The organism is Streptomyces sp. LHD-70 (genome assembly GCF_031157275.1).
Lineage (GTDB): Bacteria > Actinomycetota > Actinomycetes > Streptomycetales > Streptomycetaceae > Streptomyces.
Genome location: NZ_JAVIFW010000025.1, coordinates 51,202 through 77,176 on the forward strand (window position 1 = coordinate 51,202; position 25,975 = coordinate 77,176).

Genomic DNA, 25,975 nt, shown 5'->3' on the forward strand with positions numbered 1-25,975 from the left:
CAGTGGGAAGAGGGGAACTCAAGGTGTCGTACCCGAAGAGCCCGAAGACAAAGGCCGCAGGCGGGTGGCGGTCGCCGGACCGGTCGGCAGGCCGGCGTTGCGCCGCGTTCGTGGCGGCCGCAGGACTGGCCGGTTCGGCGGTGCTGCTCGCCGCGCCCGCCGCGCACGCCGAGGTCGTGGACGTCGACTACCAGTGCAAGACGCCGATCGGCAACAAGGGGGCCGTATCGCCCATCGACATCAAGAGCGTCGAGAGCGGCGGCGGCCACAAGCTCACCATGTCCTTCGAGAAGGGCGTCTCGTCCAGCCCGGTGGAGCTCGGCAAGGGCGCCATGAAGCCCAGCGCGCAGATCAAGCTCGGCGGCGCGGAGAGCGGCGCCGTCACCGTCACCGGGCCGCCCAACGCCGAGGCGATCCCCGCCAACACCCCCATCAAAATCAGTGACTTGACGGGTACGTACACGCCGAAGAAGTCCGGCAAGGTCACCTTCACCGCGTCCACGCTGACCATCAAGGCCCTTGGCACGACCACCACCTGTACGCCCAAGAACAACCCGAAGCCCTCCCTCACCCTCGACGTGAAGGCGGCGGGCGGCGGCGCACCGTCGGGCGGCGGCGCGGAACTTCCGCAGACCGGACCGGAGGACTCGGCCGTCGCGCTCGGCACGCTCGGCGGGACGGTGGTCCTCGTCGGCGCGGCGGGGGTGCTGTGGCTTACTCGGCGGAATCAGGTGCGGGGGTAGGTCGGCGGGGCTTGCGTCGTCTGTTCCTTGCCGTGGACCAGCGCGCCGTCTGTCGCCCTGCGGGCTCGTCCTCAAACTCCCCCAGCCTTCGGCCGGGAGGTGCCCCCAGACGGGCTGAATCTTTCCCCCGTACCGCCCCCAGGAGCCGCCGATGCCCTCCGTCGTCCCCCGAGCCTCCGCCGTTCTCTGCCTGGTCGCCGCTCTGGTCGCCGGACTGTTCGCGCTGCCCGGAGCGTCCGCCCACGCCGACGAGGACTGGTCCCTCGCGCCCGCACGGTCCGCCGGGGACGGGCGGTCGTCCTTCTACCTGGAGGGCGCGCCCGGTGCCGTCCTCCAGGACACGGTGACGGTCACCAACCCGGGCGACTCCGCGCGTACCGTCGAACTGCGCGGGGCCGACGCCGACAACGCGGCCGACGGGTCCTTCGCGATCGAGGCCGACGGGGCGTCACGGGACGGCGGGGCCTGGATCCGGCTCGCCGAACGGAAGGTCACCGTGCCGCCGCGCACCCGGGCCGAGGTGCCGTTCACCGTGACCGTGCCGGACGGTGCGGTGCCCGGCGACCACCCGGCGGCGATCCTGGCGAGCGGCGCGGGCCGCAGTACGGGCGTACGCCTGCACCTGCGGGTCGGCGGGCCCACCCTGTCCGCGCTCACCGTGGAACGGGTCCGGCTCGCCGACGACGGCAGGCGCATCCGCTACGACCTGGTGAACCGGGGCAACACCGTGCTCGCGCCGAAGCTCGCGGTGCGCGCCGACGGGCTGTTCGGGACGGCGCTCGACCGGGCCCCGCGCGCCCTGCCCGTCGAGCTGCTGCCCGGCCGCCGGGTCACGCTCACCGAACCCTGGCCCGACGCCCCGGCCCTCGACTCGGTCGACGTCCGGCTCACGGTGACGGCGGCGGGCGGCGCCCGGGACCAGGGTCTGGCCTCGGCCACGTTCGTGCCGTGGGGCGCGCTCGCGGCTGCGGTCGGCGGGCTCGTGGCGGTCGTCGCGGGCGGGCGGTGGGTGCGCGGGCGGCGGGGGCGCGGGTCCGGCCAGGCCGAACAGCAGCAGACGGAACGCGAGTTGACGGGAGCGGCGACGTGATCGGCAGGACGGTCAGCACGAGCATCCGGGCAGTGATCCTCGCGGTGGCGGCCGCCGTGGCGGTCGTACTGGCCGCGCCGCCCGCGACCGCGGCGGACGGGCCCGGCGTCGAACTGTCCGAAAAGCAGGCGGGCAAGGGCGGCAGCATCACCGTCACCGGCGAGGACTGGCGGCCCAAGGCGCTCCTGATGCTGCTGATCTGCGGGCAGGCCGAGGGCCAGGCCGAGCCGGTCGGCGGGACCAACGCCTGCGCCAACGCCGACGGCCGGGCCGTCACCACCGACGGCGACGGCTCGTTCCGCAAGGAACTGCCGGTCGCCGAGCCGCCCGTCGCCTGCCCCTGTGTGGTCCGGGTCGCGACCGTGACCGGGGAGAAGGCCGCCGCGCAGGCCGAGTTCACGGTTGCCGGGCACCCGGTGAAGAAGGTGCCCGAGCAGCCGGCCGGCGGCAAGCTCGCGGTCCTCGCCGCCCCCCGGCTCGAAGGCTCCGGCAACCTCCTGACCTGGTTCGGCGCGCCCGCGAGCCGCACCCTCGTGGCGACCGTCGGCAACCTCGGCTCGGCGCCCGTGAAGGACCCGGTCTTCAAGGTCGGCACCGCGCACGGCGTGTTCGCCCCGCAGTGGGAGGAGCAGCAGTGGCGCGGCACCCTCGCGCCCGGCAAGAAGGCCCAGGTCAAGCTGCAGGTCCAGCTGGATCCGGGGGCGTATGGGGACTACGCCGTCTCGCTGCGGTACGGCGGCAAGGTGCTCGCCGAGCAGCCCTGGGACGTGGGCCGGCCCTGGGGCGTCACGCTCTTCTGGATCCTGCTCTGCCTGGTCGTGCCCGCGGCGGTCTTCCGGATCGGCATGGCGGTCGTCGACCGGGTACGGCCGCGCCCGGCCCGCTCCGGCAGCCATCGGGCCCGCCGCGTACGGGAGTTGACGCAAGGGCGGCTGCCCGGGGCGCGCGGCGGGCGGTCCTCCGGCAGGCGCACCCCGCGGCGACCGCAGGCGGCGGCGCAGGCGACGGCCGAGAGCACGAGCACGAACACCACCACGGCCACGCTGCCGTGGTTCACCCCGGACTCAGCTCCGGGAGCACAAGGAGCACAAGGAGCACCAGGAGCACCGCACCGGCTCTCCGCACCGCAACAGGACCGACCGACGGCACCAGGGAAGGGAAACACGTGATCACTCAACGGAGAGCGAGTGCGCTCGGTGTCGCGCTCATGCTCAGCGGCACGGGCCTCGTCCTCGCCGCGAGTCCGGCGCAGGCCGCCGGGACCGCGTACAAGACCGAGTGCATCCCGCCGGCGATCTCCGGCATGGATCCGGTGCACGGCACCACGAAGGTGGAGATCGAGGCACCGGCCGAGGCGAAGGTCGGGGACGAGGTCGAGGTGGTGTGGAAGACCACCGAGGCCGCGTCGAAGAACCCCGACGTCCTCGACCTGGCGGAGAACACGGTGCTGCCGACCGGCACGATCAAGGTCGGCGGCGCCCAGACCGAGGACCTCGCCATGGCGGGCGAGCGGAAGAACCCGCCGATCAAGAAGGGCAGCCCGATGGTGCTGTCCGATATGAAGGCCAAGCTGAAGCTGACGAAGCCGGGCGAGATCACGCTCACCCCGGACGCGTACAACATCAATGTCAGCAAGCCGATCTCCACGGACACCAAGTGCGCGCCCGAGGAGGACGTGTCGCCGGCCAGGACCATCAAGGTCGCGGACTCCGGATCGGGCGGTACGACGGGCGGCCTGCCCACCACACCGCCGACCGGTCTTCCCACCGGCCTGCCGACGGGACTGCCGACCGGGCTGCCCACGGGCGGCGCGGCGGGCGGCGGGGACTCGGGCGGCTCGGACTCCGGTGGCTCGGACTCCGGTGGCTCCTCCGGCGGTTCGACCGGCGGCGGGGGCGGCCAGGCGGACTTCAAGGGCAAGGAGGTCCAGGTCCCGTACAAGTGCAAGACACCGATCGGCGACAAGGAAGCCACCTCGCCCGTGCAGATCGACGCGGCGAAGAGCGGCGAGAACTTCGACCTCACCGTGAAGTTCAAGAAGTCCGTGATGGACAGCCCGGCCGACATCCCGAAGGACTCGGTCAAACCGTCGATGGAGGTCGAGCTCGGCGGCGCGGACAAGGGCACCGTGCACGTGGAGGGCCCCACCAACAAGGAGCCCATCAAGTCCGGTGACCCGATCGAGATCCCGGACCTGAAGGGGACGTACAAGCCGGGCGCGGACGGCAAGTCCACGCTGTCGCCGGGCGTGCTCACCGTGAAGGCCCTGGGCACGACGACCACGTGCACCCCGGCCAAGACGGAGGTCTCCCTCGAGCTCGACACCTCGGCCCAGCCGGGCGGTGCGGCGGGCGGCTCCGGCTCGGGTTCGGCGGGTGGCGCGGCGGGCGGTTCGTCCGGCGGCGGCCTGGCGGAGACCGGCGCGAGCGACGACGGGGCGCTGCGCGCGCTCGGCCTGGTCGCGGGGACGGTCATCCTGCTCGGCGGCGCGGTCTTCACGTTCATGCCACGCCGACTGGCCCTGCTCCGCAGGCGCTGAACCACCGGCTCGGCTCGGCTCGGCTCGCGGGCGGGCTCAAGGGCAGCAACTCCCTTGGCCTGCCCGCGAGTTCATTCTCGTACGGATACGGGCACGGATACGGATACGGGCACGGGTACGGGAAGCGGGCTCAGGCGTGCTCGCGCAGCCAGCGAAGCACGGAGCGTCGGACCCCGCCGTCGTCCAGGAGCTTCGCCCCGTGCGCGGAGCCCGGCACGACGCGCAGCCAGGCGTCGGTGCTCCCGGCGACGCTCTGTGCGTCGGCCAGGTCGTGCGAGTGGGCCGCGGGCACGAAGTCCTCGGCCGAGTGGACCAGGAACAGCGGTGCGTCCTCCACGCCGGAGGCGTGCGTACGGGCCGCCATGTCCGCCCAGCGCGTCCAGCAGCGGGGGCCGTCCCGCTCCGGGTCGCAGCCCGCGAGCCTGTGGGCCTCCCGGCGCAGCCTGCGCTGGTGGCGGTCGGCGCCGTCGCGGGCGCCGTCGAGCCAGGCCCGGTACGGCGTGGCCACCGGGGACAGTGCGACGACGCCGCGCACGCGGGCGGCGCCGGCCCCGTACGTACCGGCGACCGTCGCGATCTGGCCACCCGCCGACGAGCCGAGGAGCAGCGGCCGGGCGCCGCCGTTGCGGGCGGCGACCCAGCGGAGCGCGGCGAGGGCGTCCTCGCGCTGGGCGTCCCAGGGCGCGTCGGAGTTGAGGCGGTAGTCGGTGTCGTACACCCGGAAGCCGCGCTCGGCGAACCAGCTCGCCCACTCGCTCCAGTCGGTGTCCTCCGCCCAGAACCCGCCGTGCAGGATCACGAGGGCGGGGCCCTTCGTGCCGTACACCGTGACGGTCTGGCGGGCGTGCTGTCCGTACGAGTAGCCCCGCACCACGGGGCCGGGGGCCGCCTGCACGGCGACGCAACTTCCGGACAGCAGCGCCCCGCACACGAGGAGGGCGAGCAAGGCACGGCGCATGGCGTGATCGTGCCCCTCGGGCGGGCGCGGTCTAACCGGAAACGACGGAGGGCCACCGCACCGGGTGGTGCGGTGGCCCTCCGTTCGAACGTGGAGCGGTTACGGCTCGGGCGTCAGTGGACGTTGCCCATCAGCGCGACGATCTTCTTCCGGTAGGCGTAGATCCCGAAGCCCGCGGCGCAGGCGACCGCCGCCTCGGCGGCCACCACCGGCCAGGTGTTCAGGTCGACGCCGCCGATCGAGAGGAGGCTCATGATCGAGTCACCGGCGGTGACGGCGAGGAACCAGACACCCATCATCTGCGAGGCGTACTTGGCCGGGGCCAGCTTCGTGGTCACGGACAGGCCGACCGGGGAGAGGCACATCTCACCGATGGTCTGCGCCAGGTAGATGGAGACCAGCCACATCGGGCTGACCTTCGTACCGTCACCGGCCATCAGCATCGGCACGACGAAGATGAAGAACGAGACGCCGATGAACCACAGGGCCATGCCGAACTTGACGGTGGTGCTGGGCTCCTGGTTCTTACGGGCCAGCCACAGCCACAGCCAGGCGAAGACCGGCGCGAGCGCCATCACGAACAGCGGGTTCAGGGACTGGAACCAGGTGGCCGGGAAGTCGATGCCGAAGACCGAGCCGGAGGTGGAGCCCTTGCCGAAGACGGAGAGCGTGGAGCCCGCCTGGTCGAAGATCATCCAGAAGATCGCGGCGGCCGCGAAGAACCAGATGTAGCCGCTCATCTTGGACTGCTCGGTGGTACTGAGGTCCTTGTCGCGCTTGATGCGGGCGATGACGGCGATCGGGACGATCAGGCCGATCAGGGCGAGCGGGACCAGGGCCCAGTTCAGGGTGAACAGGTCGGCCGCCACGACACCGCCGTAGACGACGGCGGCGACGATGACCGCGACCAGGGACTTGACCAGGACCGACTTGCGCTCGGCGGGGCTCAGCGGGTTCGGGACCTGGCTGCTGCGCGGGTTGAGGTGCTTGGTGCCCAGCAGGAACTGGACCAGGCCGAGCGCCATGCCGGCGCCGGCGAGGGCGAAGCCCAGGTGCCAGTTGACGGTCTCGCCGACGGTGCCGATGACCAGCGGGGCGACGAAGCCACCGATGTTGATCGACATGTAGAAGACGGTGAAGCCGCCGTCCCGGCGCGGGTCGTCCGGGCCGTCGTAGAGCTGGCCGACCATCGTCGAGATGTTGGCCTTCAGCAGACCGGAACCGGCCGCGACGAGCGCCATGCCGACGAAGAACATCGCCTGGCCGGGCAGTGCGAGCGTGAGGTGACCGGCGATGATCACGACGCTCGCGATGGTGACGGTCTTGCGCGGGCCCCAGACCCGGTCGCCGAACCAGCCACCGGGCATGGTGAGCAGGTAGACCATCGCGAGGTAGACGCCGTAGATGGCCGTCGCCGTGGCCATCGTCATGGCGAGGCCGCCGCCTTGGATGCCTTCCTTGGTGCCGTCGGCACCGCCCGAGATCAGGTAGTACACGAGGAGAGCCCTCATGCCGTAGAAGCTGAAGCGCTCCCACATCTCGGTCATGAAGAGGGTGGCCAGGCCGCGGGGGTGGCCGAAGAAGGTCTTCTCGCTGCCGGTACCGGCGGAGTCCTTCGTCAGGCTGGACGCCATGGGGGTTCCTTCTACGCTCGGGGAAGCGCCGCGCACGCGCACGCGCGCCCGGGTGGGGGGCGGCCGGAACCGTACGGCGTCGCGCGCGGACCCGGCCCACTGGTCAAACCCTTGCTACGGGACTGCGAATCCAGTCGGCGCACACAAGGCCCCGAGCGATGCCGAACTCCAGAAGCTCCGCAATGTTCGCAAGGGCGTTGACACTCCATTACGGCATGTTAAGGCGGGATATGGAAGGTCCTGAGATATGGATCACAGGGAACCATGGAACCACGCCACGGTTTCGAAGGTAGCGCAAGAGCATTTCGTACGGAGTCCTGGCGCTGAAAGAATCGCGTCCGACCAGCGGATTCGGGCCACCGCTCACCGGACGGCCGGAACCCCGGTATCCGCCCAAGTCAGCGAGGTGGCGCGGACTACCATCTCTCCATGACCCGTGTACTGCTCGCCGAGGACGACGCATCCATCTCGGAGCCACTGGCCCGCGCCCTGCGCCGGGAGGGGTACGAGGTGGAGGTGCGGGAGGACGGACCGGCGGCGCTCGAAGCAGGGCTGCAGGGCGGCGTCGGCGGAGTCGACCTGGTGGTGCTCGACCTCGGCCTGCCCGGTATGGACGGCCTGGAGGTGGCCCGGCGGCTGCGCGCCGAGGGGCACACGATCCCGATCCTGATCCTCACCGCCCGCGCGGACGAGGTGGACACGGTGGTCGGCCTGGACGCCGGCGCCGACGACTACGTGACGAAGCCCTTCCGCCTCGCCGAACTCCTCGCCCGAGTCCGGGCCCTGCTCCGCCGCGGCGCCGCCGAGCCGGCCCAGGCCCCCGCGACGCACGGCGTCCGCATCGACGTCGAATCGCACCGCGCCTGGATGGGCGAGGAGGAACTCCAGCTCACGGCCAAGGAGTTCGACCTCCTGCGGGTCCTGGTCCGGGACGCGGGCCGGGTCGTCACCCGCGACCAGCTGATGCGCGAGGTCTGGGACACGACGTGGTGGTCCTCGACGAAGACCCTGGACATGCACATCTCCTGGCTCCGCAAGAAGCTGGGCGACGACGCGGCCAACCCGAGGTACATCGCGACGGTCCGGGGCGTGGGCTTCCGCTTCGAGAAGAGCTGAGAATTTGAGCCTGTCTGGGGGCACCTCCCGGCCGAAGGCTGGGGGAGTTTGAGGACGAGCCCGAAGGGCGATCAACGGCGCCCACGTCAAGGGCAACAAGACGGCAACGTAAGAACAGCGCACCCTCGGAGAGAACATGCGGCGGCGACTGATCAACTCCACCCTCGCCGTAGTCCTCGTCGTCATCGCCGTCTTCGGGGTCTCCCTGGTGATCGTGGAGACCCGCACGATCACCACCAGCGCCCGCGAGCGCGTCGCGTCCGAGGCGAGCCGGCTCGTCGCGATCGTCGACAGCCGCCTGATGGCCGCCGACCGGATCACCGAGGGCGTCCTGACGGAGCAGGTCGGCACCGAGCGGTACGCCCGTATCGAGATCCCCGAGCGCGCCCCCATCGAGATCGGCACCAAGCCCGAGGGCGACGTCATCAAGGCCACCGCCACCGGCGAGCAGGGCGAGACCGTCACCGTCGAGGAGCCGCGCTCCACCGTGACCGGCGAGGTCGGCCGCACGCTCCTGATGATCGGCCTGGTCGCGCTGCTCGCCGTGATCGCCGCCGTGCTCCTCGCGCTGCGCCAGGCCAACCGGCTCGCCTCCCCGCTCACCGACCTCGCCCAGACCGCCGAACGCCTCGGCTCCGGCGACCCGCGCCCACGGCACAGGCGGTACGGGGTGCCCGAACTCGACCGCGTCGCGGACGTACTGGACAGCTCGGCCGAGCGCATCGCCCGCATGCTCACCGCCGAGCGACGCCTCGCCGCGGACGCCTCGCACCAGCTGCGCACCCCGCTGACCGCGCTCTCCATGCGCCTGGAGGAGATCACGCTCACCGACGACCCGGAGACGGTCAAGGAGGAGGCGACGATCGCGCTCGCGCAGGTCGAGCGGCTCACGGACGTGGTCGAGCGGCTGCTCACCAACTCCCGCGACCCGCGCACCGGCTCCGCCGTCACCTTCGACCTGGACGAGGTCGTCAAGCAGCAGATCGCCGAGTGGCTGCCCGCCTACCGCAGCGCCGGCCGGGCCCTCGTCCGCTCCGGCAAGCAGCACCTGATGGTGGAGGGCACGCCCGGCGCGGTCGCCCAGGTCCTCGCCGCGCTGATCGAGAACTCCCTGATGCACGGCGGTGGCACCGTCGCCCTGCGGACCCGCGTCACCGGCAACCAGGTGGTGATCGAGGTGACCGACGAGGGCCCGGGGGTGCCGCCGGAGCTCGGTGCGCGGATCTTCGAGCGGACCATCAGCGGCCGCAACTCCACCGGCATCGGCCTGGCCGTGGCCCGCGACCTCGCGGAGGCGGACGGCGGGCGCCTGGAGATGCTGCAGCAGAAGCCGCCGGTCTTCGGCCTGTTCCTGTCCCGCTCCCGCCCCACGGACGACGACGCCGCGCGCACCGAAACGGAACCGACGGTCAGATGACGTGCTGGCGGCGCCGCTCCGCCTGCTCCTTCTTGGAGGACGCCTCCAGGAACTCCTTCTTGGAGGACGCCTCCGCCTCCAGGAACGATTCGGCGCCGCCGGCCACCGTCTTGCGCGCGGGGAGCGCCTTGAACACCCAGGTGCGGTACGACCAGAAGCGGAAGAGCGTCGCGATGCCGATGCCGAGGAACTTGAAGATGTTGCTCTGCAGCTGGCTGTCCCAGCCGAACCCGTACGTCGCCGCGTACAGGACGCCGTTCTCGATCACCAGGCCTACGGCGGAGAACAGCAGGAAGAGCGTCATCTCCTTCGTACGACCGCTCTTGTCGCGGTCCCGGTACGTGAAGTAGCGGAAGCCCACGTAGTTGCAGCAGATCGCGACGACCGTGGCGATGATCGAGGCGCGCACCACCGGGATCTCCGTCGTGTGCCGCAGGAGGTTGAACACTCCGAGGTTCACCAGCGTGCCGATGCCGCCCACCACGCCGAACTTGGCGATCTCGCGGATGAGCTGGTCCAGTTGCACGCGCAGTGCGCCCCGCTCACTCATGGTGATCGTTCGCCCCGTCCGTTCGGTGGTCGGCCTCTCGGATTACCCCGTCATGCTAACCAGCGTGGACTTCCCGTGCCTGGCCTGTGGAAACCGTGGAACGGCGGTGTGACGCGCGTAGCCCAGACAGCGCAGGCGAGACCGGGCTCACGGCTGTGAGATGTGACGCAGGACTCGTGGGTCTCTACGTATCCCAGGGCCCCTTACCCTGGATGATGTGACGTTCCCCGTAGTCGGCATGGTCGGCGGTGGGCAGCTCGCGCGCATGACGCACGAAGCAGGCATCCCGCTCGGCATCAGGTTCAAGCTCCTCAGTGACACTCCCCAGGACTCGGCGGCCCAGGTCGTCAGCGATGTCGTCATCGGCGACTATCGCGACCTGGACACCCTGCGTGAGTTCGCCCGTGGCTGTGACGTGATCACCTTCGATCACGAGCACGTGCCCACGGAGCATCTGCGCGCCCTGGAGGCGGACGGGATCCCCGTGCGCCCCGGTCCGGACGCGCTGGTGCACGCCCAGGACAAGGGCGTGATGCGGGCGAAGCTCGACGCACTCGGCGCCCCGTGTCCGCGCCATCGCCTCGTGACGGACCCCGACGACGTCGTGGCGTTCGCCGAGGAGGGCGCGGGCTTCCCCGTCATCCTCAAGACGGTGCGCGGCGGGTACGACGGCAAGGGCGTGTGGTTCGTGCGCTCCGCCGCGGACGCCGCCGATCCGTTCAAGGCCGGCGTCCCCGTCCTCGCCGAGGAGAAGGTCGCGTTCGTACGCGAGCTGGCGGCGAACGTCGTCCGCTCGCCGCACGGCCAGGCCGTGGCGTACCCGGTCGTGGAGTCCCAGCAGGTCGACGGCGTCTGCGACACGGTGATCGCACCCGCGCCCGGCCTCTCCGAGGACCTCGCGGGCCGCGCCCAGGAGCTGGCCCTGCGGATCGCGCAGGAGCTGGGCGTGGTGGGCCACCTCGCGGTGGAGCTCTTCGAGACCGCCGACGGACAGATCCTCGTCAACGAGCTCGCCATGCGCCCGCACAACTCCGGGCACTGGACCCAGGACGGCGCGATCACCTCGCAGTTCGCCAACCATGTGCGCGCGGTCCTCGACCTGCCGCTCGGCGACCCGCGCCCGCGGGCGAAGTGGACGGTCATGGCCAACGTCCTCGGCGGCGACTACCCGGACATGTACCAGGCGTACCTGCACTGCATGGCCCGCGACCCGCAGCTGAAGATCCACATGTACGGCAAGGACGTGAAGCCGGGCCGCAAGGTGGGCCACGTCAACACCTACGGCGACGACCTGGACGACGTGCTGGAGCGCGCCCGTCACGCAGTCGGCTACCTGCGAGGAACGATCACGGAATGACCAGCCCCACCAACTCCCCTGTGGTCGGCATCGTCATGGGCTCCGACTCCGACTGGCCCGTCATGGAGAACGCCGCGAAGGCGCTCGACGAGTTCGAGATTCCGTACGAGGTCGACGTCGTCTCCGCGCACCGCATGCCGCGCGAGATGGTCGCGTACGGCGAGGACGCGGCCGAGCGCGGCCTCAAGGCGATCATCGCGGGCGCGGGCGGCGCGGCCCATCTGCCGGGCATGCTCGCCTCGGTGACGCCGCTGCCGGTGATCGGTGTGCCGGTCCCGTTGAAGTACCTGGACGGCATGGACTCGCTGCTCTCGATCGTGCAGATGCCGGCGGGCGTGCCGGTGGCGACGGTCTCGGTCGGCGGCGCGCGCAACGCGGGCCTGCTCGCGGCCCGCATCCTCGCCGCCCACGACCCCGAACTCCTCACCCGCATGCGGGAGTTCCAGCGGGAGCTCAACGACCAGGCCACGGAGAAGGGCAAGCGGCTCCGGGCGAAGGTCGAGGGCGCGGGGGCAGGATTCGGCTTCGGGCAGTAGCAGCCGGGCTCTGTCGTTCGGCTTTCCCGCCGTCAAATTCAGCCCCTCCGGCGTTTGAGGAGCGGGGGTCCGGGGGGCGGAGCCCCCGAAGCGCCGCAGGCTTTCGGGAAGGGGCGGGGAGGGGATCAAACCGACGGCGCCCCCGCCGACGGTGCGGGAACAATGGCCCGCATGCCAGCAACCGACCACCTGCACTCCGCCCGAGAACTCCTCACGGCGTACCCCGTCGCGGACGGTCACAACGACCTCCCCTGGGCGCTCCGCGAGAAGGTCCGCTACGACATCGACCGCCTGGACATCGCAGCCGACCAGACCGGCAGGCTGCACACCGACCTCGCCCGGCTCCGCTCCGGCGGCGTCGGCGCACAGTTCTGGTCGGTGTACGTACGCACCGACCTGACCGGTGACGCCGCGGTCAGCGCGACGCTCGAACAGATCGACTGCGTCCAGCAGTTGCTCGACCGGCACCCGGCCGAGCTGCGCCGCGCCCTGACCGCCGCCGACATGGAGGCGGCCCGCGCCGAGGGGCGGATCGCCTCCCTGATGGGTGCCGAGGGCGGCCACTCCATCAACAACTCCCTCGCCACGCTGCGCGCCCTGCACACCCTCGGCGTGCGCTACATGACGCTCACCCACAACGACAACATCGCGTGGGCGGACTCGGCGACGGACGAACCGGGCGTCGGCGGCCTCTCGCCCTTCGGCCACGAGGTCGTACGCGAGATGAACCGCATCGGCATGCTCGTGGACCTCTCGCACGTCGCGGCCACCACGATGCGCGCGGCCCTGGACACCTCCACGGCGCCGGTGATCTTCTCCCACTCGTCGTCCCGCGCGGTCTGCGACCACCCGCGCAACATCCCGGACGACGTCCTGGAGCGGCTGCCCGGGAACGGCGGCGTCGCGATGGCCACGTTCGTACCGAAGTTCGTGCTGCAGGCGGCAGTTGACTGGACCGCGGCCGCCGACGACAACATGCGCGCGCACGGTTTCCACCACCTGGACACGACGCCGGAGGCGATGAAGGTCCACGAGGCGTTCGAGGCGGCCCACCCGCGCCCCGTCGCCACCGCCGCCACGGTCGCCGACCACCTGGACCACATGCGCGAGGTGGCCGGCGTCGACCACATCGGCATCGGCGGCGACTACGACGGCACGGCGTTCACGCCGGACGGCCTCGACGACGTGTCCGGCTACCCCAACCTGATCGCCGAGCTGCTCTCGCGCGGCTGGTCCCGGGCCGATCTCGCCAAGCTGACCTGGCGGAACGCGGTGCGGGTGCTCGGCGCGGCGGAGGACGCGGCCCGCGACCTGGGCGCCCGCCGCGGCCCGTCGGTGGCGACCCTCGACCAGCTGGACGGCTGAGCGGCTCACGGGGGACGGTGCCGCTCCTCGGCGGCGTCCCCCGTACGGCCCACACCGCCGAGACCCGGACCTGGTCCCGTGCCACGGTTGGCGTACAGAGTGCTGCACCACCCCACCGGAGCCCCACCATGGCCGATCTTCAGGACGACGAGGACATCCCCCTTTCCACCGGCGGCGCGAGCGCCCACGCCGAGGAGGGGGCGGAGGGGGAAGCGGAGGAGCTGAGACCCGGCCCGCACACATCCACGCACACATCCGCGCGCACATCCGCGCACACGCCCGCGCCCGAGGAGCGGGCGCGCGCCCTGCTCACCGAACACCCCGTCGCCGACGGTCACAGCGGACTGGCCTGGGCGCTGTCCCGACTGACCTGGTACGACCTGGAGTTGGGCGACACCGCGCTGCAGGCCGACCTGCCGCGGCTGCGCGAGGGCGCGGTCGGCGCGATGTTCTGGTCGCTGCGGCTGCCGCAGGCGTACGAGGCCAACCGTGCCGTGAGCGCCACCCTCGCCCTGATCGACCTCGCCGAGACCGTCGTCCGTGCCTACCCGGAGGGCCTGCGGCTCGCGCACACCGCCTCCCACACCGCCGACGCCCGCGCGCACGGGCGGATCGCCTGCCTGCTCGGCCCCGCGGCCGCGGCGGCGATCGACGACTGCCTCGGCACGCTGCGCGCCCTGCAGCGGCTCGGCGTCCGCAGCCTCACCCTGTCCGGGACGCGCTGGGCGGGGGAGCGGGGGCTGTCCCGCTTCGGCGAGGAGGTGGTCCGCGAGATGAACCGCCTCGGCGTCCTCGCCGACCTCAGCGGCAGCTCGACCGCCACGGTCAAGCACACCCTGACCGTCTCCCGGGCCCCGGTGATCTTCTCCCGCTCGGCGGCCCACGCGCTCACCCCGCACCCGGACAACGTCCCCGACGACCTGCTCGCCGCCCTGCGCGACCACAACGGCCTGTGCCTGGTGCCGTGCACGGCCGCGCAGACGGGCCCGGCGCTGCGGGACGTGGCGGACCATCTCGACCATGTCCGCCGCGTGGCGGGCCCCGAGTGCGTCGGCATCTCCGGCATGTACGACACCGGGAGCGCCCTGCCGGACGGCCTGCACGACACCTCCCGCTACCCCCAGCTGATCGCCGAACTCCTGGACCGCGGCTGGCCCGACGCCGACGTGTCCCTGCTGACCTGGGGCAACGTCCAACGCGTGCTGCGCGAGGCCGACTTCACCGCCAAGGCGGCCCAGATCCGCCGCGCACCGTCTACGGCGACGCTGGACCGCCTGGACGGCGAGAACTGAGCCCGTAGGGCGAGGTTCAGGGGCGCTCAGCAGGCGCAGAGGCAGAACGGGTGCCCCGCCGGATCCGCGTACACCCGCCAGCTGCGGGAGCGGTCCTCCGCGTCGAGGACCTTCGCGCCGAGCGCCAGCACCTGCTTCTCGGCGGCGTCCAGGTCGTCCACGGTCAGGTCCAGATGGAACTGCTGCGCGCCGCCCGGCGAGGGCCACCGCGGCGGTACGTAGTCGGGCGCGGCCTGGAAGCCGAGGGTGCTGCCGCCGTGGTCCTCCAGGTCGACCCAGCTGTCGCCGTTCTCCTCCATCGGCTTGATCGTGCCGCCGACGATCGCCGCGTAGAACTCGGCGAGGGCCAGGGGGTCGGGACAGTCCAGGACGACGGCCCCGAGTTTGGCGATGGACATGATCGGATCCCTCCGTAGGCGTACGCACGGGTTACCGTTTACCCGGCGCAACCGGTAACGGTTACCCCATGCTCCCGCAACGGAGGTAACGTCGCAACCATGAACGAGAAAGCGTCCGCCCCCGGCGAGCTGGCCTTCGTGGCGGCGCTGGTCAACACCCTCGACGTGGAGACCGGGCGCGACTTTCTGGACACCGCGGAGGGGCGCGCGGAGTTCGGCGTGAGCGAGCGGGAGGCGGGCGACGCGAAGGAGCTGCGCGAGGCGCTGCGTGTCGCGTGCCTGGCGCACGCGGGCCACGCCCCGCACCGTACGGCCCGCACGCTCTCCCAACTCCTCGCCGGGGCACCGCTGTTGGTGACCGTGGACGAGGCGGGCGCGGCAAGCCTGGAGCCTGCCGACCCGGCGCCGCTCGCCGCCCGCGTCGCGCACGCGATCGCCCGCGCGACGGCGGACGGCAGCTGGCTCCGCCTCAAGGCCTGCGAGGCCGAGGACTGCCTGTGGGCGTACTACGACCGCAGCCCGGCGGGCCGCAGGCGCTGGTGTTCCATGCAGGTGTGCGGGGCGCGGGCGAAGATGCGGACCTATCGGGCCAGGTCCGGCCCCTCCGGGACCTCCGGGACGCCCGGGACGCCCGGGACCTCCGGCTAGCGCTACGCCGCCGGCCGGCCCATGGCCCGGTACACCCACCCCGCCTCGCGCCAGCGAGCCGGGTCGAGCGCGTTGCGCCCGTCGAGCAGCACCCGCTGACCAACCGCCGCGCCCAGCTGAGCCGGGTCCAGCTCCCGGAACTCCCGCCACTCCGTCAGGTGCAGGACGACATCCGCGCCCCGCACCGCGTCGAGCGCCGACTCCGCGTACCCGAGCGTCGGGAAGACCTGGCGGGCGTTGGCCATGCCCTTCGGGTCGTAGACCGTGACCTGGCCGCCCTGCAGATGGATCTGGCCGGCGACGTTGAGCGCGGGGGAGTCCCGCACGTCGTCCGAGTCGGGCTTGAACGTCGCGCCGAGGACCGCGACCCGCTTGCCGAGGAAGGAGCCGCCGCCGAGCGCCTCGCGGGCCAGCTCGACCATGTGGCCGCGGCGCCGCATGTTGATGGAGTCGACCTCGCGCAGGAACGTCAGGGCCTGGTCGGCGCCCAGCTCACCGGCGCGGGCCATGAACGCGCGGATGTCCTTCGGCAGGCAGCCGCCGCCGAAGCCGATACCGGCGCGCAGGAACTTCGCGCCGATCCGCTCGTCGTACCCGATCGCCTCGGCCAGCTTGACCACGTCACCGCCCGCGGCCTCGCAGACTTCGGCCATCGCGTTGATGAAGGAGATCTTCGTGGCGAGGAAGGAGTTGGCGGAGGTCTTCACCAGCTCGGCCGTCGGGAAGTCCGTCACGACCAGCGGCGAGCCCTCGGCGATCGGCGTCGCGTACACCTCGCGAAGCAGCTTCTCCGCGCGCTCGCTCTGCACGCCGACCACGAGCCGGTCCGGGTGCAGGGTGTCCTGCACGGCGAAGCCCTCGCGCAGGAACTCCGGGTTCCAGGCCAGCTCGACGCCCTCGGGCAGCACCTCGGTCAGGCGGGCCGCCGAGCCCACCGGGACCGTCGACTTGCCGACGACCAGGGAGCCCTCGCGGGCCACGGGGGCGAGCGAGGCGAAGGCGGAGTCGACGTAGCTCATGTCGCAGGCGTACTCGCCGTGCTTCTGCGGGGTGTTCACGCAGACGAAGTGCACGTCACCGAAGGCGCCGAGCTCCTCCCAGGACGTGGTGAAGCGCAGCCGCCCGCTGGAGCCCTCGATGCCGGCGACGTGCTTGCGGAGCAGTTCCTCCAGGCCCGGCTCGTACATCGGCACGCGGCCCTGCGAGAGCAGCTCGATCTTCTCGGGGACGACATCGAGCCCGAGCACTTCGAAGCCCAGCTCAGCCATGGCCGCTGCGTGGGTGGCGCCGAGGTATCCGGTGCCGATCACGGTGATCTTGAGGGCCATGAAGCTGCTCCAGAGGGGTTACGGGGGAATGCGCTGCCCGAGCATAGTCGGGGCGGCGGCCGGGGCTGATCCGCTGTCCGGAAGCTGTCGGGAAGCTCACGTATGCCAATGCGGGCCGGGGCCCTAAAATCAGGGTTACTTAACGGTAGTTAGCACTCTTGGGGAGTGAGAGATCTTGGCGGGTACGAACGATTCCTCGGCTTTTGACCTGTACCGTCCGGCCGAGGAGCACGACATGCTCCGCGAGTCGGTGCGTGCGCTCGCCGAGGCGAAGATCGCGCCGTTCGCCGCCGCGGTCGACGAGGAGGCCCGTTTCCCGCAGGAGGCCCTCGACGCGCTGACGGCGAACGACCTGCATGCCGTGCACGTGCCGGAGGCGTACGGCGGCGCGGGTGCCGACGCGCTCGCCACGGTGATCGTGATCGAGGAGGTGGCCCGCGTCTGCGCCTCGTCCTCGTTGATCCCGGCGGTGAACAAGCTGGGCTCGCTGCCGGTGATCCTGTCCGGCTCCGAGGAGCTGAAGAAGAAGTACATGGCGCCGCTGGCCAAGGGCGACGGGATGTTCTCGTACTGCCTGAGCGAGCCGGACGCGGGCTCGGACGCCGCGGGGATGAAGACCAAGGCCGTGCGCGACGGCGACTTCTGGGTGCTCAACGGTGTGAAGCGCTGGATCACCAACGCCGGTGTCTCGGAGTACTACACCGTGATGGCCGTGACCGACCCCGAGAAGCGGTCGAAGGGCATAAGCGCGTTCGTCGTGGAGAAGGGCGACGAGGGCGTGTCCTTCGGCGCCCCGGAGAAGAAGCTCGGCATCAAGGGCTCGCCGACCCGTGAGGTCTACCTCGACAACGTCCGCATCCCCGCCGACCGCATGATCGGCGCCGAGGGCACCGGCTTCGCCACCGCGATGAAGACCCTGGACCACACCCGCATCACCATCGCGGCGCAGGCCCTCGGCATCGCGCAGGGCGCCCTCGACTACGCCAAGGGCTACGTCCAGGAGCGCAAGCAGTTCGGCAAGCCGATCGGCGACTTCCAGGGTGTGCAGTTCATGCTCGCCGACATGGCCATGAAGGTCGAGGCCGCCCGGCAGCTGACGTACGCGGCGGCCGCGAAGTCGGAGCGCGGCGATGCGGATCTGACGTTCCAGGGCGCGGCGGCCAAGTGCTTCGCCTCGGACGTCGCCATGGAGGTCACCACGGACGCGGTGCAGCTCCTCGGCGGCTACGGCTACACCCGGGACTACCCGGTCGAGCGCATGATGCGCGACGCCAAGATCACCCAGATCTACGAGGGCACCAACCAGGTCCAGCGCATCGTCATGGCCCGCAACCTGCCGTAGGGGCCGTCTCCCCGATCTTTGCGGGCCCGCGACATCGGGGAAACGCCCCCTAGCCGTACGGCAGTTGACAGGACCGCTCCCGGGGCGCTGCACGAACAGCGCCCCGGGAGCTCTGCGTGTGCGGGGTCCGCGCGACGGGCGTACCGTCGGCGCCATGAGCGAGACCGAAGCCGCGCACGCGTCCCGGTCGCTGCGCCGAGCCCGCGAGATCGCCGACGACGTGCTGTTCCCGGCGGCCCCCGACGTCGACGGGGCGGGCCGGGTCCCGCGCTCCCACCTGGACCTGCTCGCCGCCGAGGGCTTCTACGGGCTCGCCGCGCCGGAGGACCTGACCACCCTCGACCTGCCCGACTACCCCGCCGTGCTCCGGCTCGTGGAGGCCCTCGCCGGGGGCTGTCTGACAACGACGTTCGTGTGGGTGCAGCACCACGGCGCCGTGATGGCCCTCGGCGAGACCGCCAACGAGGCGCTGCGCGCGGACCACCTGGCCGATCACGTGTCCGGGCGGCGGCGGGCCGGGCTCGCGGTCGGCGCCGCGGTCCGCCCGGGCCCGCCCCTCGTGCGGGCCGTGCGGGCCGACGGCGGGTGGCTCTTCGAAGGCGTCGCCCCGTGGGTCACCGGCTGGGACATGGTCGACACCCTGTACGCCGCGGGCCGCGACGCGGACGACACCGTGGTCTGGGCACTCCTGGACGCCGAGGAGAGCGCCACCCTGTCCGTCGGGCCCGTCCTCGACCTGGTCGCCGTCCAGGCGAGCCGGACCGTGACCCTGAGGTTCGACCGCCACTTCGTGCCCGACGAGCGGGTGCTCGGCACCACCCCGCAGCAGGAGCACCTGAAGGGCGACGCCGAGTCGGTGCGGTTCACCGGCGCCCTGGCCCTCGGCATCGCCGAGCGCGCGATCGCCCTGCTCGACGGGGACGCGGGCGGGCTCCCCGACGAGCTCGACCAGGTCCGCGCCCGGCTCCTGAGCGTCGACCCCGACCAGGTCCCCGACGCCCGCGCGGCCGGTTCGGAGCTGGCGCTGCGGGCCGCGTCCGCCTGTGCCGTCGCCCACGGAAGTCGAGCGGTCCTGCTCCAGGAGCACGCCCAGCGCCTGGTCCGCGAGGCGACGTTCCTGCTCCTCTTCGGCTCCCGCCCCGGCATCCGCACGGCCCTCCTCGACCGGCTCACGACACCCCGCAACTGACCTCGTACGCAAGGGACTTGGGCGTACGAGAACTGACCTGGTACGCAAGGGACTTGGGCATACGAGAGGGGCCGCGCACCGGACATCCGGCGCGCGGCCCCTCGTACGTACGGACCGGCTGGCTCACTCGTCGCTGACGGTGACCTTCTCGTCGTTCTTGAGCTGCTCCACCAGCTGCTGCAGCTTGGCCTTGTCCCAGACGAGGTTGCCGTTGACGCTGCCGGAGACCGGCATGTTCATCGACTTGCCCTCGCCGCCCGAGACGTTCTTCATCGCCCAGAACATCCCGGCCAGGTCGAACAGGCTCATGTCCTTGTCCACGACCAGCGTGTCCAGGCCCGCGCCCATCGTCGGGTAGAGCTTGAACGGGTTGATGATCGTCGACGGGGTGGCCGTCTGGTTGGCGAGCGCCGAGAGGAACTTCTGCTGGTTCTTCGTGCGGTCCAGGTCGCCGCCGGCCAGGCCGTAGCGCTGCCGGACGAAGGCCAGCGACTGCTCGCCGTTCATGGTGTGGGTGCCGGGCTCGAAGTCCGAGCCGGACTTCTTGTCCTTCATCGGCTGCTCGACCTTGATGTCCACGCCGCCGACCGCGTCCACGATCTTGGCGAAGCCGCCGAAGCCGATCTCCGCGTAGTGGTCGATCTTCAGGCCGGTGTTGTGCTCGACGGTACGGACGAGGAGCTCGGGGCCGTCCTCGGAGTACGCGGCGTTCAGCTTGGTGGTGCGGCCGGTCCCCGGGAACTTCTTGCCGGAGTCCGAGCCGACGAAGGACGGGATCTCCACGTTGGAGTCACGCGGCAGCGAGATCAGGGTGTCGCCGTTGCTGCCGGTGTGCAGGATCATCATCGAGTCCGTGCGGCTCGACCCCTCGCCCGCGGAACCGGTGTGCAGGCGCTTGCGGTCCGCGGAGGTCAGGCCCTCGCGGCTGTCCGAGCCGACGATCAGGTAGTTCGTGCCGTCGCCCGCCTCGGGCCGCTCGATCACCTTGGCCAGGTCGACCTCGCCCTTGAGCTGCGAGTCGGCCCAGAAGTACGTGCCGACGCCCCAGACCAGGACGACGACCAGGAGTGTGCCGAGGATGCGCTTGAACTGGCGGCCCCGGTTCGGTGCCGGGCGGGTGGCGTACTGGTCGCCGTAGGAGCCGTCGTCGTATCCGTCGCCGCCCCGGCCGCGACCGCCACCGCCGTAGACCTGGCCCTCGCTGTAACCGTCGTCGTAGCCGTACCCCTGCTGCGGGGGCACGGAGGCCCTCGGCGGGGCGGCGGGGGGACGGGGAGCCCCGCCGCGCTGGACATGACGCATCACGCGGGCGCCCTCGGGCTCGGGGTGCGCGCTGCCGCGTCCATACCCCTGGTCTCGGTTGGGCCAGTCATTCATACGCACCAGTGTGCAGGCCTCGATGAGGCGCCCGACAAGGCCTGGGGTGGGTTCGGGGCCCGGCTGTTGCAGAGCTGATGCAAAGCGCGCCCGGCATAAGGTGGACGACATGACAGACCAGGCCCGTCCCCCGGAGGCGGATATTCCGGGCAAGCCGACCGCGGCTTCCCGGACCACGCTCAGCCACATCATGACCCACAACGACACCAACCTCCTGGGCACGGTGCACGGTGGCGTGATCATGAAACTCGTCGACGACGCGGCGGGCGCCGTGGCGGGCCGGCACTCCGGCGGGCCCGCGGTGACGGCCTCGATGGACGAGATGGTCTTCCTGGAGCCGGTCAGGGTCGGCGACCTCGTCCATGTGAAGGCTCAGGTCAACTGGACCGGCCGGACGTCGATGGAGGTCGGCGTCCGCGTTCTCGCCGAGCGCTGGAACGAGTCGACGCCCGCCCAGCAGGTCGGCTCGGCGTACCTGGTCTTCGCCGCCGTCGACGCGGACGGCAAGCCGCGCTCGCTGCCGCCGGTGCTCCCGGAGACGGAGCGGGACAAGCGGCGCTATCAGGAGGCGCAGATCCGTCGTACGCATCGCTTGGCGCGGCGCCGGGCGATCAAGGAGCTCCGCGAGCAGCGGGTGGCGGAGGGGATCGAGGACTGAGGCGTAAGGGGCGGAGCCCCCGGAAGCCTCAGTTGCCGCACACCACCTGATCCCCCGTAGCCACCCCGAACTCCCCTTGGTACGGGTCCTCCGCGCGCACCCGCTGCACGCCCTTGTAGTCCGCGCCCGCGATCACCTTCAGGAGCGACCCCTGGCCCTTGACCGGCTTCAACTGGCAGCCGGGCAGCGCCGCCGCGAGGGACTTCGCCGAGCGGTCCCAGCGCGGGTCGTACGCCACCACCGTGCGCGGCAGGTTCGGCTGCGCGGCGGAGACCGGGACGCCCGAGGTGCGGAAGCCCGTCGAGCGCAGCGCCTTGTCGACCTTCTTGCCGAGGCCCGGCGTCTTCGTGCCGTTCTCCACCTGCACCCGGATCTGCTGCGGCGCCACGTCCACCGCGAGCGCCTTCGGCCTGCGCACCTTGTACGGGGCGAGCGGCCGGTCCTCGCGCAGGGCCTTGAAGAGCTTGCCGGACTTCACCGGGTCCCACTTGATCGTCGAGCCGATGCCCGGCACCTTGTGGCCCATGGTGCCGATCGGCACCGAGGTGAACTCCGACGATGCGGGTGTGAAGTTCCGCATCGCGCGGCCGAGGTCCAGCATCTCGTCCGTGCCGAAGCTGCGGTCGGCCCGTACGGAGCTGAGCACCGTCTGCGTCACCTTGCGGAACTTGACCGGGTTCAGGAGCACTCCGGAGGACGTGGCCTTCGCGATCAGCGCGGCCATGAACCGCTGCTGCCGCTGCATCCGGCCCAGGTCCGCGGCCCCGTCGATGTGCCGCGAGCGCACGTACTGCAGTGCCTGGCCGCCGTTCAACTGGTGCTTGCCCGCGGGCAGATCGAGTCCGGTGTACGAGTCCTTCAGCGGCCCGACCGTGCAGATCTCCACGCCGCCGAGGACGTCGACCGTCTTCATGAAGCTGGTGAAGTCGACCTCCAGATAGTGGTCGATCTTCACCTTGGTCATGTGCTCGACGGTGCGCACCGTGAGGTTCGGCCCGCCCTCCGCGTACGCCGCGTTCAGCTTGATCGGGTGGGTGTGGTGCTTCTCTCCGGAGTTCTGGTCGGTGTGCGCGGGGGCCTCCGCGTACGAGTCGCGGGGCAGGCTCACGACGCTGGCGCGGTCCCGGTCCTCCGAGATGTGCACGATCATGATCGTGTCCGTGCAGCGGCAGGGCGCGCCGCCGAGGCGGTACTTCTTGCGCTCCGCCTCGGTGATCTTGTCGCGGCCGTCGGTGCCGACGAGCAGGATGTTCGTCCCGTCACCGCCCGAGGGGCGGTTCTTCATGTCGCGGAACGGGTCGACCCGGGAGATCCCGGTGTCCAGGCCGGTGACCACCGCGTGCCCGATGCCCGCGGCGGCGAGTACCACCATGGACAGCGTGGTGGCCGCCCGCATGGCCCACCGCGGCTTCGCCGGCTGCCGCCGCCGCGCGCGGGACGGCTGCTGCGCCTGCGGCCGTGGCCTCTGCCGGGGTGGACGGGCGGGATGGCGGGGCGGACGGGACAACGCGGGACACCTCCGCGGAACGGGCGCAGGGACGCGTGCAACCGTAAGTCGATACGAAATGCGGCCCGGGGCAGCGACCCGGATGGCGCGCGTCCGTGTCCCCCGTTCGCGGTAACGTGACGTCTGATGAGCGAGAAAATCCAGGAGTCCGCCGTGCAGCACCCGGCGGTATCGGTGATCATGCCCGTCCTCAACGAGGAGCGGCACCTGCGGCATGCGGTGGAGGCGATCCTCCAGCAGGAGTACGCGGGGGAGATGGAGGTCGTCGTCGCGCTCGGCCCGTCCGCGGACCGCACCGACGAGATCGCCGCCCAGCTGGTCGCGGAAGACCCCAGGGTCACGACGGTGCCCAACCCGACGGGTCGTACGCCGGCCGCGCTGAACGCCGCGATCAAGGCGTCCAAGCACCCCATCGTGGTCCGCGTCGACGGCCACGGCATGCTCTCCGCGAACTACATCGCCACCGCCGTCCGCCTCCTGGAGGAGACGGGCGCGCAGAACGTCGGCGGTCTGATGTTCGCCGAGGGCGAGAACGACTGGGAGCACGCGGTCGCCGCCGCCATGACCTCGAAGATCGGCGTCGGCAACGCCGCCTTCCACACCGGGGGAGAGGCGCAGCCCGCCGAGACGGTCTACCTCGGCGTCTTCCGCCGCGAGGCCCTGGAGCAGCAGGGCGGGTACAACGAGGAGTTCATCCGCGCCCAGGACTGGGAGCTGAACTTCCGCATCCGTGAGGCCGGCGGTCTGATCTGGTTCTCGCCCGAGCTGAAGGTCTCGTACCGCCCGCGGCCGAGCGTCAAGGCGCTCGCCAAGCAGTACAAGGACTACGGGCGTTGGCGGCACGTCGTCGCCCGGTACCACGAGGGCTCCATCAACCTGCGCTATCTCGCGCCGCCGACCGCCGTGTGCGCCATCGCCGCGGGCACCGTCGTGGGTGCGCTGCTCACGCCGTGGGGCTTCGTGATCCCCGGCGGCTATCTCGCGGCGATCGCGGCGGGGTCGGTGCCCGCGGGCAAGGGGCTCCCGGCGAAGGCGCGGCTGCAGATCCCCGTCGCGCTCGCGACCATGCACATGTCGTGGGGCTGGGGCTTCCTGACCAGCCCGCGGGCGCTGGCCAAGAAGGTCATCGCCTCGCGCCGCCCGGCTGTCCTCAAGCAGGCCTGAGCCCGGCGGTCCTCAAGCAGGCCTGAGCGCCGCCGCACGTCCGTCGGACCCGAACTTCCCCGCTACCAGGTGAAGTTCGGGTTCACGTGCATACAGGCCTTGTCGTCCGCGCCGTTCATGGCGTCGGCCGACTCCGGCGTCCTGTCGTCCTGCTCCTCCGGCTTCGGCGGTACGTCGCCGGTGCGCCAGTCGGAGCCCACGACCAGCGTGACGCCCGTGACCTCCTTGGACTCCTCGACCGAACTCGGCGGCAGACCGAGGGACTCCGCGACCGCCCGGGCGTCCCCCTCAAGCTCGGCGCTGGGGAAGCGGATCACCGTACGCTCCTGCCGCGGCAGCTGTGACTGGTCGGCGGCCGCCCGCGCGTACCCCTTGCCCTGCAGCAGCGCCACCAGGGCCGAGGCGCGGCCCGGCACCGAGGCCGTGGTGGGCGTCGCGGTGCCGTTGACGACCTGCACGCCGATCTCGCCGGGCTCCGCCGCAGGGTCGTCGGAGTCGGACTCCTCGCGCTTCTTCTCCTGGTCCTTCTTCTTGGCCTCGCTGTCCTTGCCGTCGAGCGCCACGTCGTCCCGTACGAGCCGGAACAGCTGCTCCGCGTCGCCGGGTTTGGGCTGGACGCGGGCGCCCACGTATTCGTACGGCATGGTCGTCATGGTGATGCGCTGCGGAGGTACGCGCTTCAGTTCGTTCGAGAGGTCGTAGAGCTTCTTGACGGTGTCGAGGCCCTCGTCGACCTCAAGGGCGGAGGTGGCCTCCTCGGCGAGCCTGCGGAGCTTGCCCGGGCTGCTCAGGGTGGCGTTCTCGCGCAGCTCGCGGACCATCGCGTTCATGTACATGTGCTGGGCCTTGGCGCGGCCGATGTCGCTGCCGTCCTCGAAGCCGTAGCGGGTGCGCAGCCACTGCAGGGCCTGCTCGCCCTGGATGTACGTGGTGCCCTTCTCCAGCTTCAGGCCCGAGCCCGCGCCCTTGCTGTTGCGGGAGTGGATGTTGGCGTCCACGCAGACCGGTACGCCGCCGATCGCGTCGGCCATCGACACCACGCCGGCGAAGTCGACCATCATGAAGTGGTCGATGTGAATGTTCGTCAGCTTCTCCCAGGCAAGCACCGTGCAGCCCGGACCGCCGCGCCCCAGGCTGGTGTTGGTCATCACGCGGCCCTGCGTCGCGGGGTAGACCTTGCCGCTGTGGGGGTCGGTGCACTCGGGCATCTGCAGCAGGGTGTCGCGCGGCATGCTGATCACGGACATGTTGCTGCGGTCCGCGGAGAGGTGGAGCAGCATCTGTACGTCCGCGAGGGGCGTCCCGTCGAACGTCTCCTTCGCGCCGCCCAGCTTCTGGTTCTCGGCGCTGTTCCGGGCGTCGGAGCCGATGAGCAGGATGTTGAGCGGGGTCTGCCCGGCGGCGTTGGGCGTGGCCTCGGGCGCCCGGTTGCCCTCCGGCATCGGCGAGGTGTCGATATTGCCGTTGAGGTGCTCGTAGTAGAGGTATCCGGCGGCGGCCGTGCCGAGTATCAGTACGGCGAGGACGATCGCGAACCAGCGCAGCGCACGGCGGCCCTTGCGGGGCCGGGTGGTTCCGGTGTCGTTGCGGCCCCCCGACCGCTGCTGCCCGTCACCGTCACCGTCACCGGTGCCGCTGTTCTCGCCCTCGCCCTCGCTCTCGTCCTCGTAGAGGCTCTCGTCCCAGCCCAGTTCGCCGGCGCTGCGCGGACGCGGGACCGTGCCCTGTCTTCGTACGCTGCCCTGCCTCATGCACCAGCCCCTCCCC

At 71.3% G+C, this 25,975-nt stretch carries 23 protein-coding genes; 15 read left to right on the top strand and 8 right to left on the bottom strand.

Annotated features, from left to right (window positions below; genetic code table 11):
• Positions 1-110: 110 nt before the first annotated feature.
• The 4 genes from RCO28_RS33945 to RCO28_RS33960 all read left to right on the top strand — a co-directional run bounded on the left by RCO28_RS33945 (position 111) and on the right by RCO28_RS33960 (position 4,372).
• Complete coding sequence (locus RCO28_RS33945) at positions 111-743, top strand: LPXTG cell wall anchor domain-containing protein (RefSeq protein WP_308945194.1); 633 nt, start codon at positions 111-113, stop codon at positions 741-743.
• A 151-nt stretch (positions 744-894) separates the two neighbouring features.
• A complete protein-coding gene (locus tag RCO28_RS33950; protein ID WP_308945195.1) occupies positions 895-1,833 on the top strand; it encodes a hypothetical protein in 939 nt (312 codons plus the stop codon).
• Positions 1,830-3,002 (top strand): hypothetical protein, encoded by a 1,173-nt coding sequence (locus tag RCO28_RS33955; RefSeq protein ID WP_308945196.1) that lies wholly within the window; start codon positions 1,830-1,832, stop codon positions 3,000-3,002. Before RCO28_RS33950 ends, RCO28_RS33955 begins: the two co-directional genes overlap by 4 nt.
• A 38-nt stretch (positions 3,003-3,040) precedes the next feature.
• Positions 3,041-4,372, top strand: coding sequence for a hypothetical protein (locus tag RCO28_RS33960; RefSeq protein WP_308945243.1), 1,332 nt, complete (start codon positions 3,041-3,043; stop codon positions 4,370-4,372).
• A gap of 130 nt (positions 4,373-4,502) precedes the next feature.
• Here RCO28_RS33960 and RCO28_RS33965 read toward each other — a convergent pair whose 3' ends face one another.
• Together RCO28_RS33965 and RCO28_RS33970 are read right to left on the bottom strand one after the other, a co-directional pair.
• Positions 4,503-5,330: an alpha/beta hydrolase gene (locus RCO28_RS33965; protein WP_308945197.1), complete on the bottom strand. Its 828-nt coding sequence runs from the start codon at positions 5,328-5,330 to the stop codon at positions 4,503-4,505.
• Between the two features lie 113 nt (positions 5,331-5,443).
• The gene (locus tag RCO28_RS33970) at positions 5,444-6,964 is read right to left on the bottom strand and encodes an oligopeptide:H+ symporter (protein WP_308945198.1); all 1,521 of its coding nucleotides are present in this window, start codon (positions 6,962-6,964) and stop codon (positions 5,444-5,446) included.
• A 429-nt stretch (positions 6,965-7,393) separates the two neighbouring features.
• On the opposite strand from RCO28_RS33970, the gene RCO28_RS33975 reads away from it, so the two are divergent.
• Together RCO28_RS33975 and RCO28_RS33980 are read left to right on the top strand one after the other, a co-directional pair.
• Positions 7,394-8,080: a response regulator transcription factor gene (locus RCO28_RS33975; protein WP_308945199.1), complete on the top strand. Its 687-nt coding sequence runs from the start codon at positions 7,394-7,396 to the stop codon at positions 8,078-8,080.
• A gap of 136 nt (positions 8,081-8,216) precedes the next feature.
• Entirely contained in the window at positions 8,217-9,497 is a 1,281-nt protein-coding gene (locus RCO28_RS33980; RefSeq protein ID WP_308945200.1) for an ATP-binding protein, read from the top strand.
• Here RCO28_RS33980 and RCO28_RS33985 read toward each other — a convergent pair.
• Complete coding sequence (locus RCO28_RS33985) at positions 9,490-10,047, bottom strand: GtrA family protein (RefSeq protein WP_308945201.1); 558 nt, start codon at positions 10,045-10,047, stop codon at positions 9,490-9,492. The two genes, RCO28_RS33980 and RCO28_RS33985, sit on opposite strands and share 8 nt — an antisense overlap.
• Positions 10,048-10,264: 217 nt before the next feature.
• Here RCO28_RS33985 and RCO28_RS33990 point away from each other — a divergent pair, with 217 nt between their 5' ends.
• The 4 genes from RCO28_RS33990 to RCO28_RS34005 all read left to right on the top strand — a co-directional run bounded on the left by RCO28_RS33990 (position 10,265) and on the right by RCO28_RS34005 (position 14,597).
• Positions 10,265-11,404 (top strand): 5-(carboxyamino)imidazole ribonucleotide synthase, encoded by a 1,140-nt coding sequence (locus RCO28_RS33990; RefSeq protein ID WP_308945202.1) that lies wholly within the window; start codon positions 10,265-10,267, stop codon positions 11,402-11,404.
• A complete protein-coding gene (gene purE, locus RCO28_RS33995) occupies positions 11,401-11,940 on the top strand; it encodes a 5-(carboxyamino)imidazole ribonucleotide mutase (RefSeq protein ID WP_308945203.1) in 540 nt (179 codons plus the stop codon). The genes RCO28_RS33990 and purE overlap by 4 nt, the downstream gene beginning before the upstream one ends.
• 171 nt (positions 11,941-12,111) lie before the next feature.
• Positions 12,112-13,305 (top strand): dipeptidase, encoded by a 1,194-nt coding sequence (locus RCO28_RS34000; protein WP_308945204.1) that lies wholly within the window; start codon positions 12,112-12,114, stop codon positions 13,303-13,305.
• Positions 13,306-13,433: 128 nt separating this feature from the next.
• Positions 13,434-14,597, top strand: a complete 1,164-nt coding sequence (locus RCO28_RS34005; RefSeq protein ID WP_308945205.1) for a dipeptidase — start codon at positions 13,434-13,436, stop codon at positions 14,595-14,597.
• A gap of 26 nt (positions 14,598-14,623) precedes the next feature.
• Here the strand turns inward: RCO28_RS34005 and RCO28_RS34010 are convergent, their stop codons facing one another.
• Positions 14,624-14,995 (bottom strand): VOC family protein, encoded by a 372-nt coding sequence (locus RCO28_RS34010; RefSeq protein WP_308945206.1) that lies wholly within the window; start codon positions 14,993-14,995, stop codon positions 14,624-14,626.
• 99 nt (positions 14,996-15,094) lie between these two features.
• Here RCO28_RS34010 and RCO28_RS34015 point away from each other — a divergent pair, with 99 nt between their 5' ends.
• Complete coding sequence (locus RCO28_RS34015) at positions 15,095-15,643, top strand: CGNR zinc finger domain-containing protein (RefSeq protein ID WP_308945207.1); 549 nt, start codon at positions 15,095-15,097, stop codon at positions 15,641-15,643.
• 2 nt (positions 15,644-15,645) lie between these two features.
• Here the strand turns inward: RCO28_RS34015 and RCO28_RS34020 are convergent, their stop codons facing one another.
• Positions 15,646-16,971, bottom strand: coding sequence for a UDP-glucose/GDP-mannose dehydrogenase family protein (locus tag RCO28_RS34020; RefSeq protein WP_308945208.1), 1,326 nt, complete (start codon positions 16,969-16,971; stop codon positions 15,646-15,648).
• Positions 16,972-17,206: 235 nt separating this feature from the next.
• On the opposite strand from RCO28_RS34020, the gene RCO28_RS34025 reads away from it, so the two are divergent.
• Both RCO28_RS34025 and RCO28_RS34030 read left to right on the top strand, forming a co-directional pair.
• Complete coding sequence (locus RCO28_RS34025) at positions 17,207-18,313, top strand: acyl-CoA dehydrogenase family protein (protein ID WP_308945209.1); 1,107 nt, start codon at positions 17,207-17,209, stop codon at positions 18,311-18,313.
• A 154-nt stretch (positions 18,314-18,467) separates the two neighbouring features.
• A complete protein-coding gene (locus RCO28_RS34030; protein ID WP_308945210.1) occupies positions 18,468-19,502 on the top strand; it encodes an acyl-CoA dehydrogenase family protein in 1,035 nt (344 codons plus the stop codon).
• Positions 19,503-19,625: 123 nt separating this feature from the next.
• Here the strand turns inward: RCO28_RS34030 and RCO28_RS34035 are convergent, their stop codons facing one another.
• Positions 19,626-20,879: an LCP family protein gene (locus tag RCO28_RS34035; RefSeq protein ID WP_308945211.1), complete on the bottom strand. Its 1,254-nt coding sequence runs from the start codon at positions 20,877-20,879 to the stop codon at positions 19,626-19,628.
• Between the two features lie 109 nt (positions 20,880-20,988).
• On the opposite strand from RCO28_RS34035, the gene RCO28_RS34040 reads away from it, so the two are divergent.
• Positions 20,989-21,537 carry an acyl-CoA thioesterase gene (locus RCO28_RS34040; protein WP_308945212.1) on the top strand — a complete coding sequence of 183 codons (549 nt, stop codon included), beginning with the start codon at positions 20,989-20,991 and terminating at the stop codon, positions 21,535-21,537.
• A 28-nt stretch (positions 21,538-21,565) separates the two neighbouring features.
• On the opposite strand, the gene RCO28_RS34045 is transcribed toward RCO28_RS34040, so the two are convergent.
• On the bottom strand, positions 21,566-22,933 hold the full coding sequence (locus tag RCO28_RS34045; RefSeq protein WP_308945213.1) for an LCP family protein: 1,368 nt from the start codon (positions 22,931-22,933) through the stop codon (positions 21,566-21,568).
• A gap of 237 nt (positions 22,934-23,170) precedes the next feature.
• Here RCO28_RS34045 and RCO28_RS34050 point away from each other — a divergent pair, with 237 nt between their 5' ends.
• On the top strand, positions 23,171-24,208 hold the full coding sequence (locus RCO28_RS34050) for a glycosyltransferase family 2 protein (protein WP_308945214.1): 1,038 nt from the start codon (positions 23,171-23,173) through the stop codon (positions 24,206-24,208).
• Positions 24,209-24,270: 62 nt separating this feature from the next.
• On the opposite strand, the gene RCO28_RS34055 is transcribed toward RCO28_RS34050, so the two are convergent.
• Positions 24,271-25,959: an LCP family protein gene (locus RCO28_RS34055; RefSeq protein WP_308945215.1), complete on the bottom strand. Its 1,689-nt coding sequence runs from the start codon at positions 25,957-25,959 to the stop codon at positions 24,271-24,273.
• Positions 25,960-25,975: the final 16 nt, after the last annotated feature.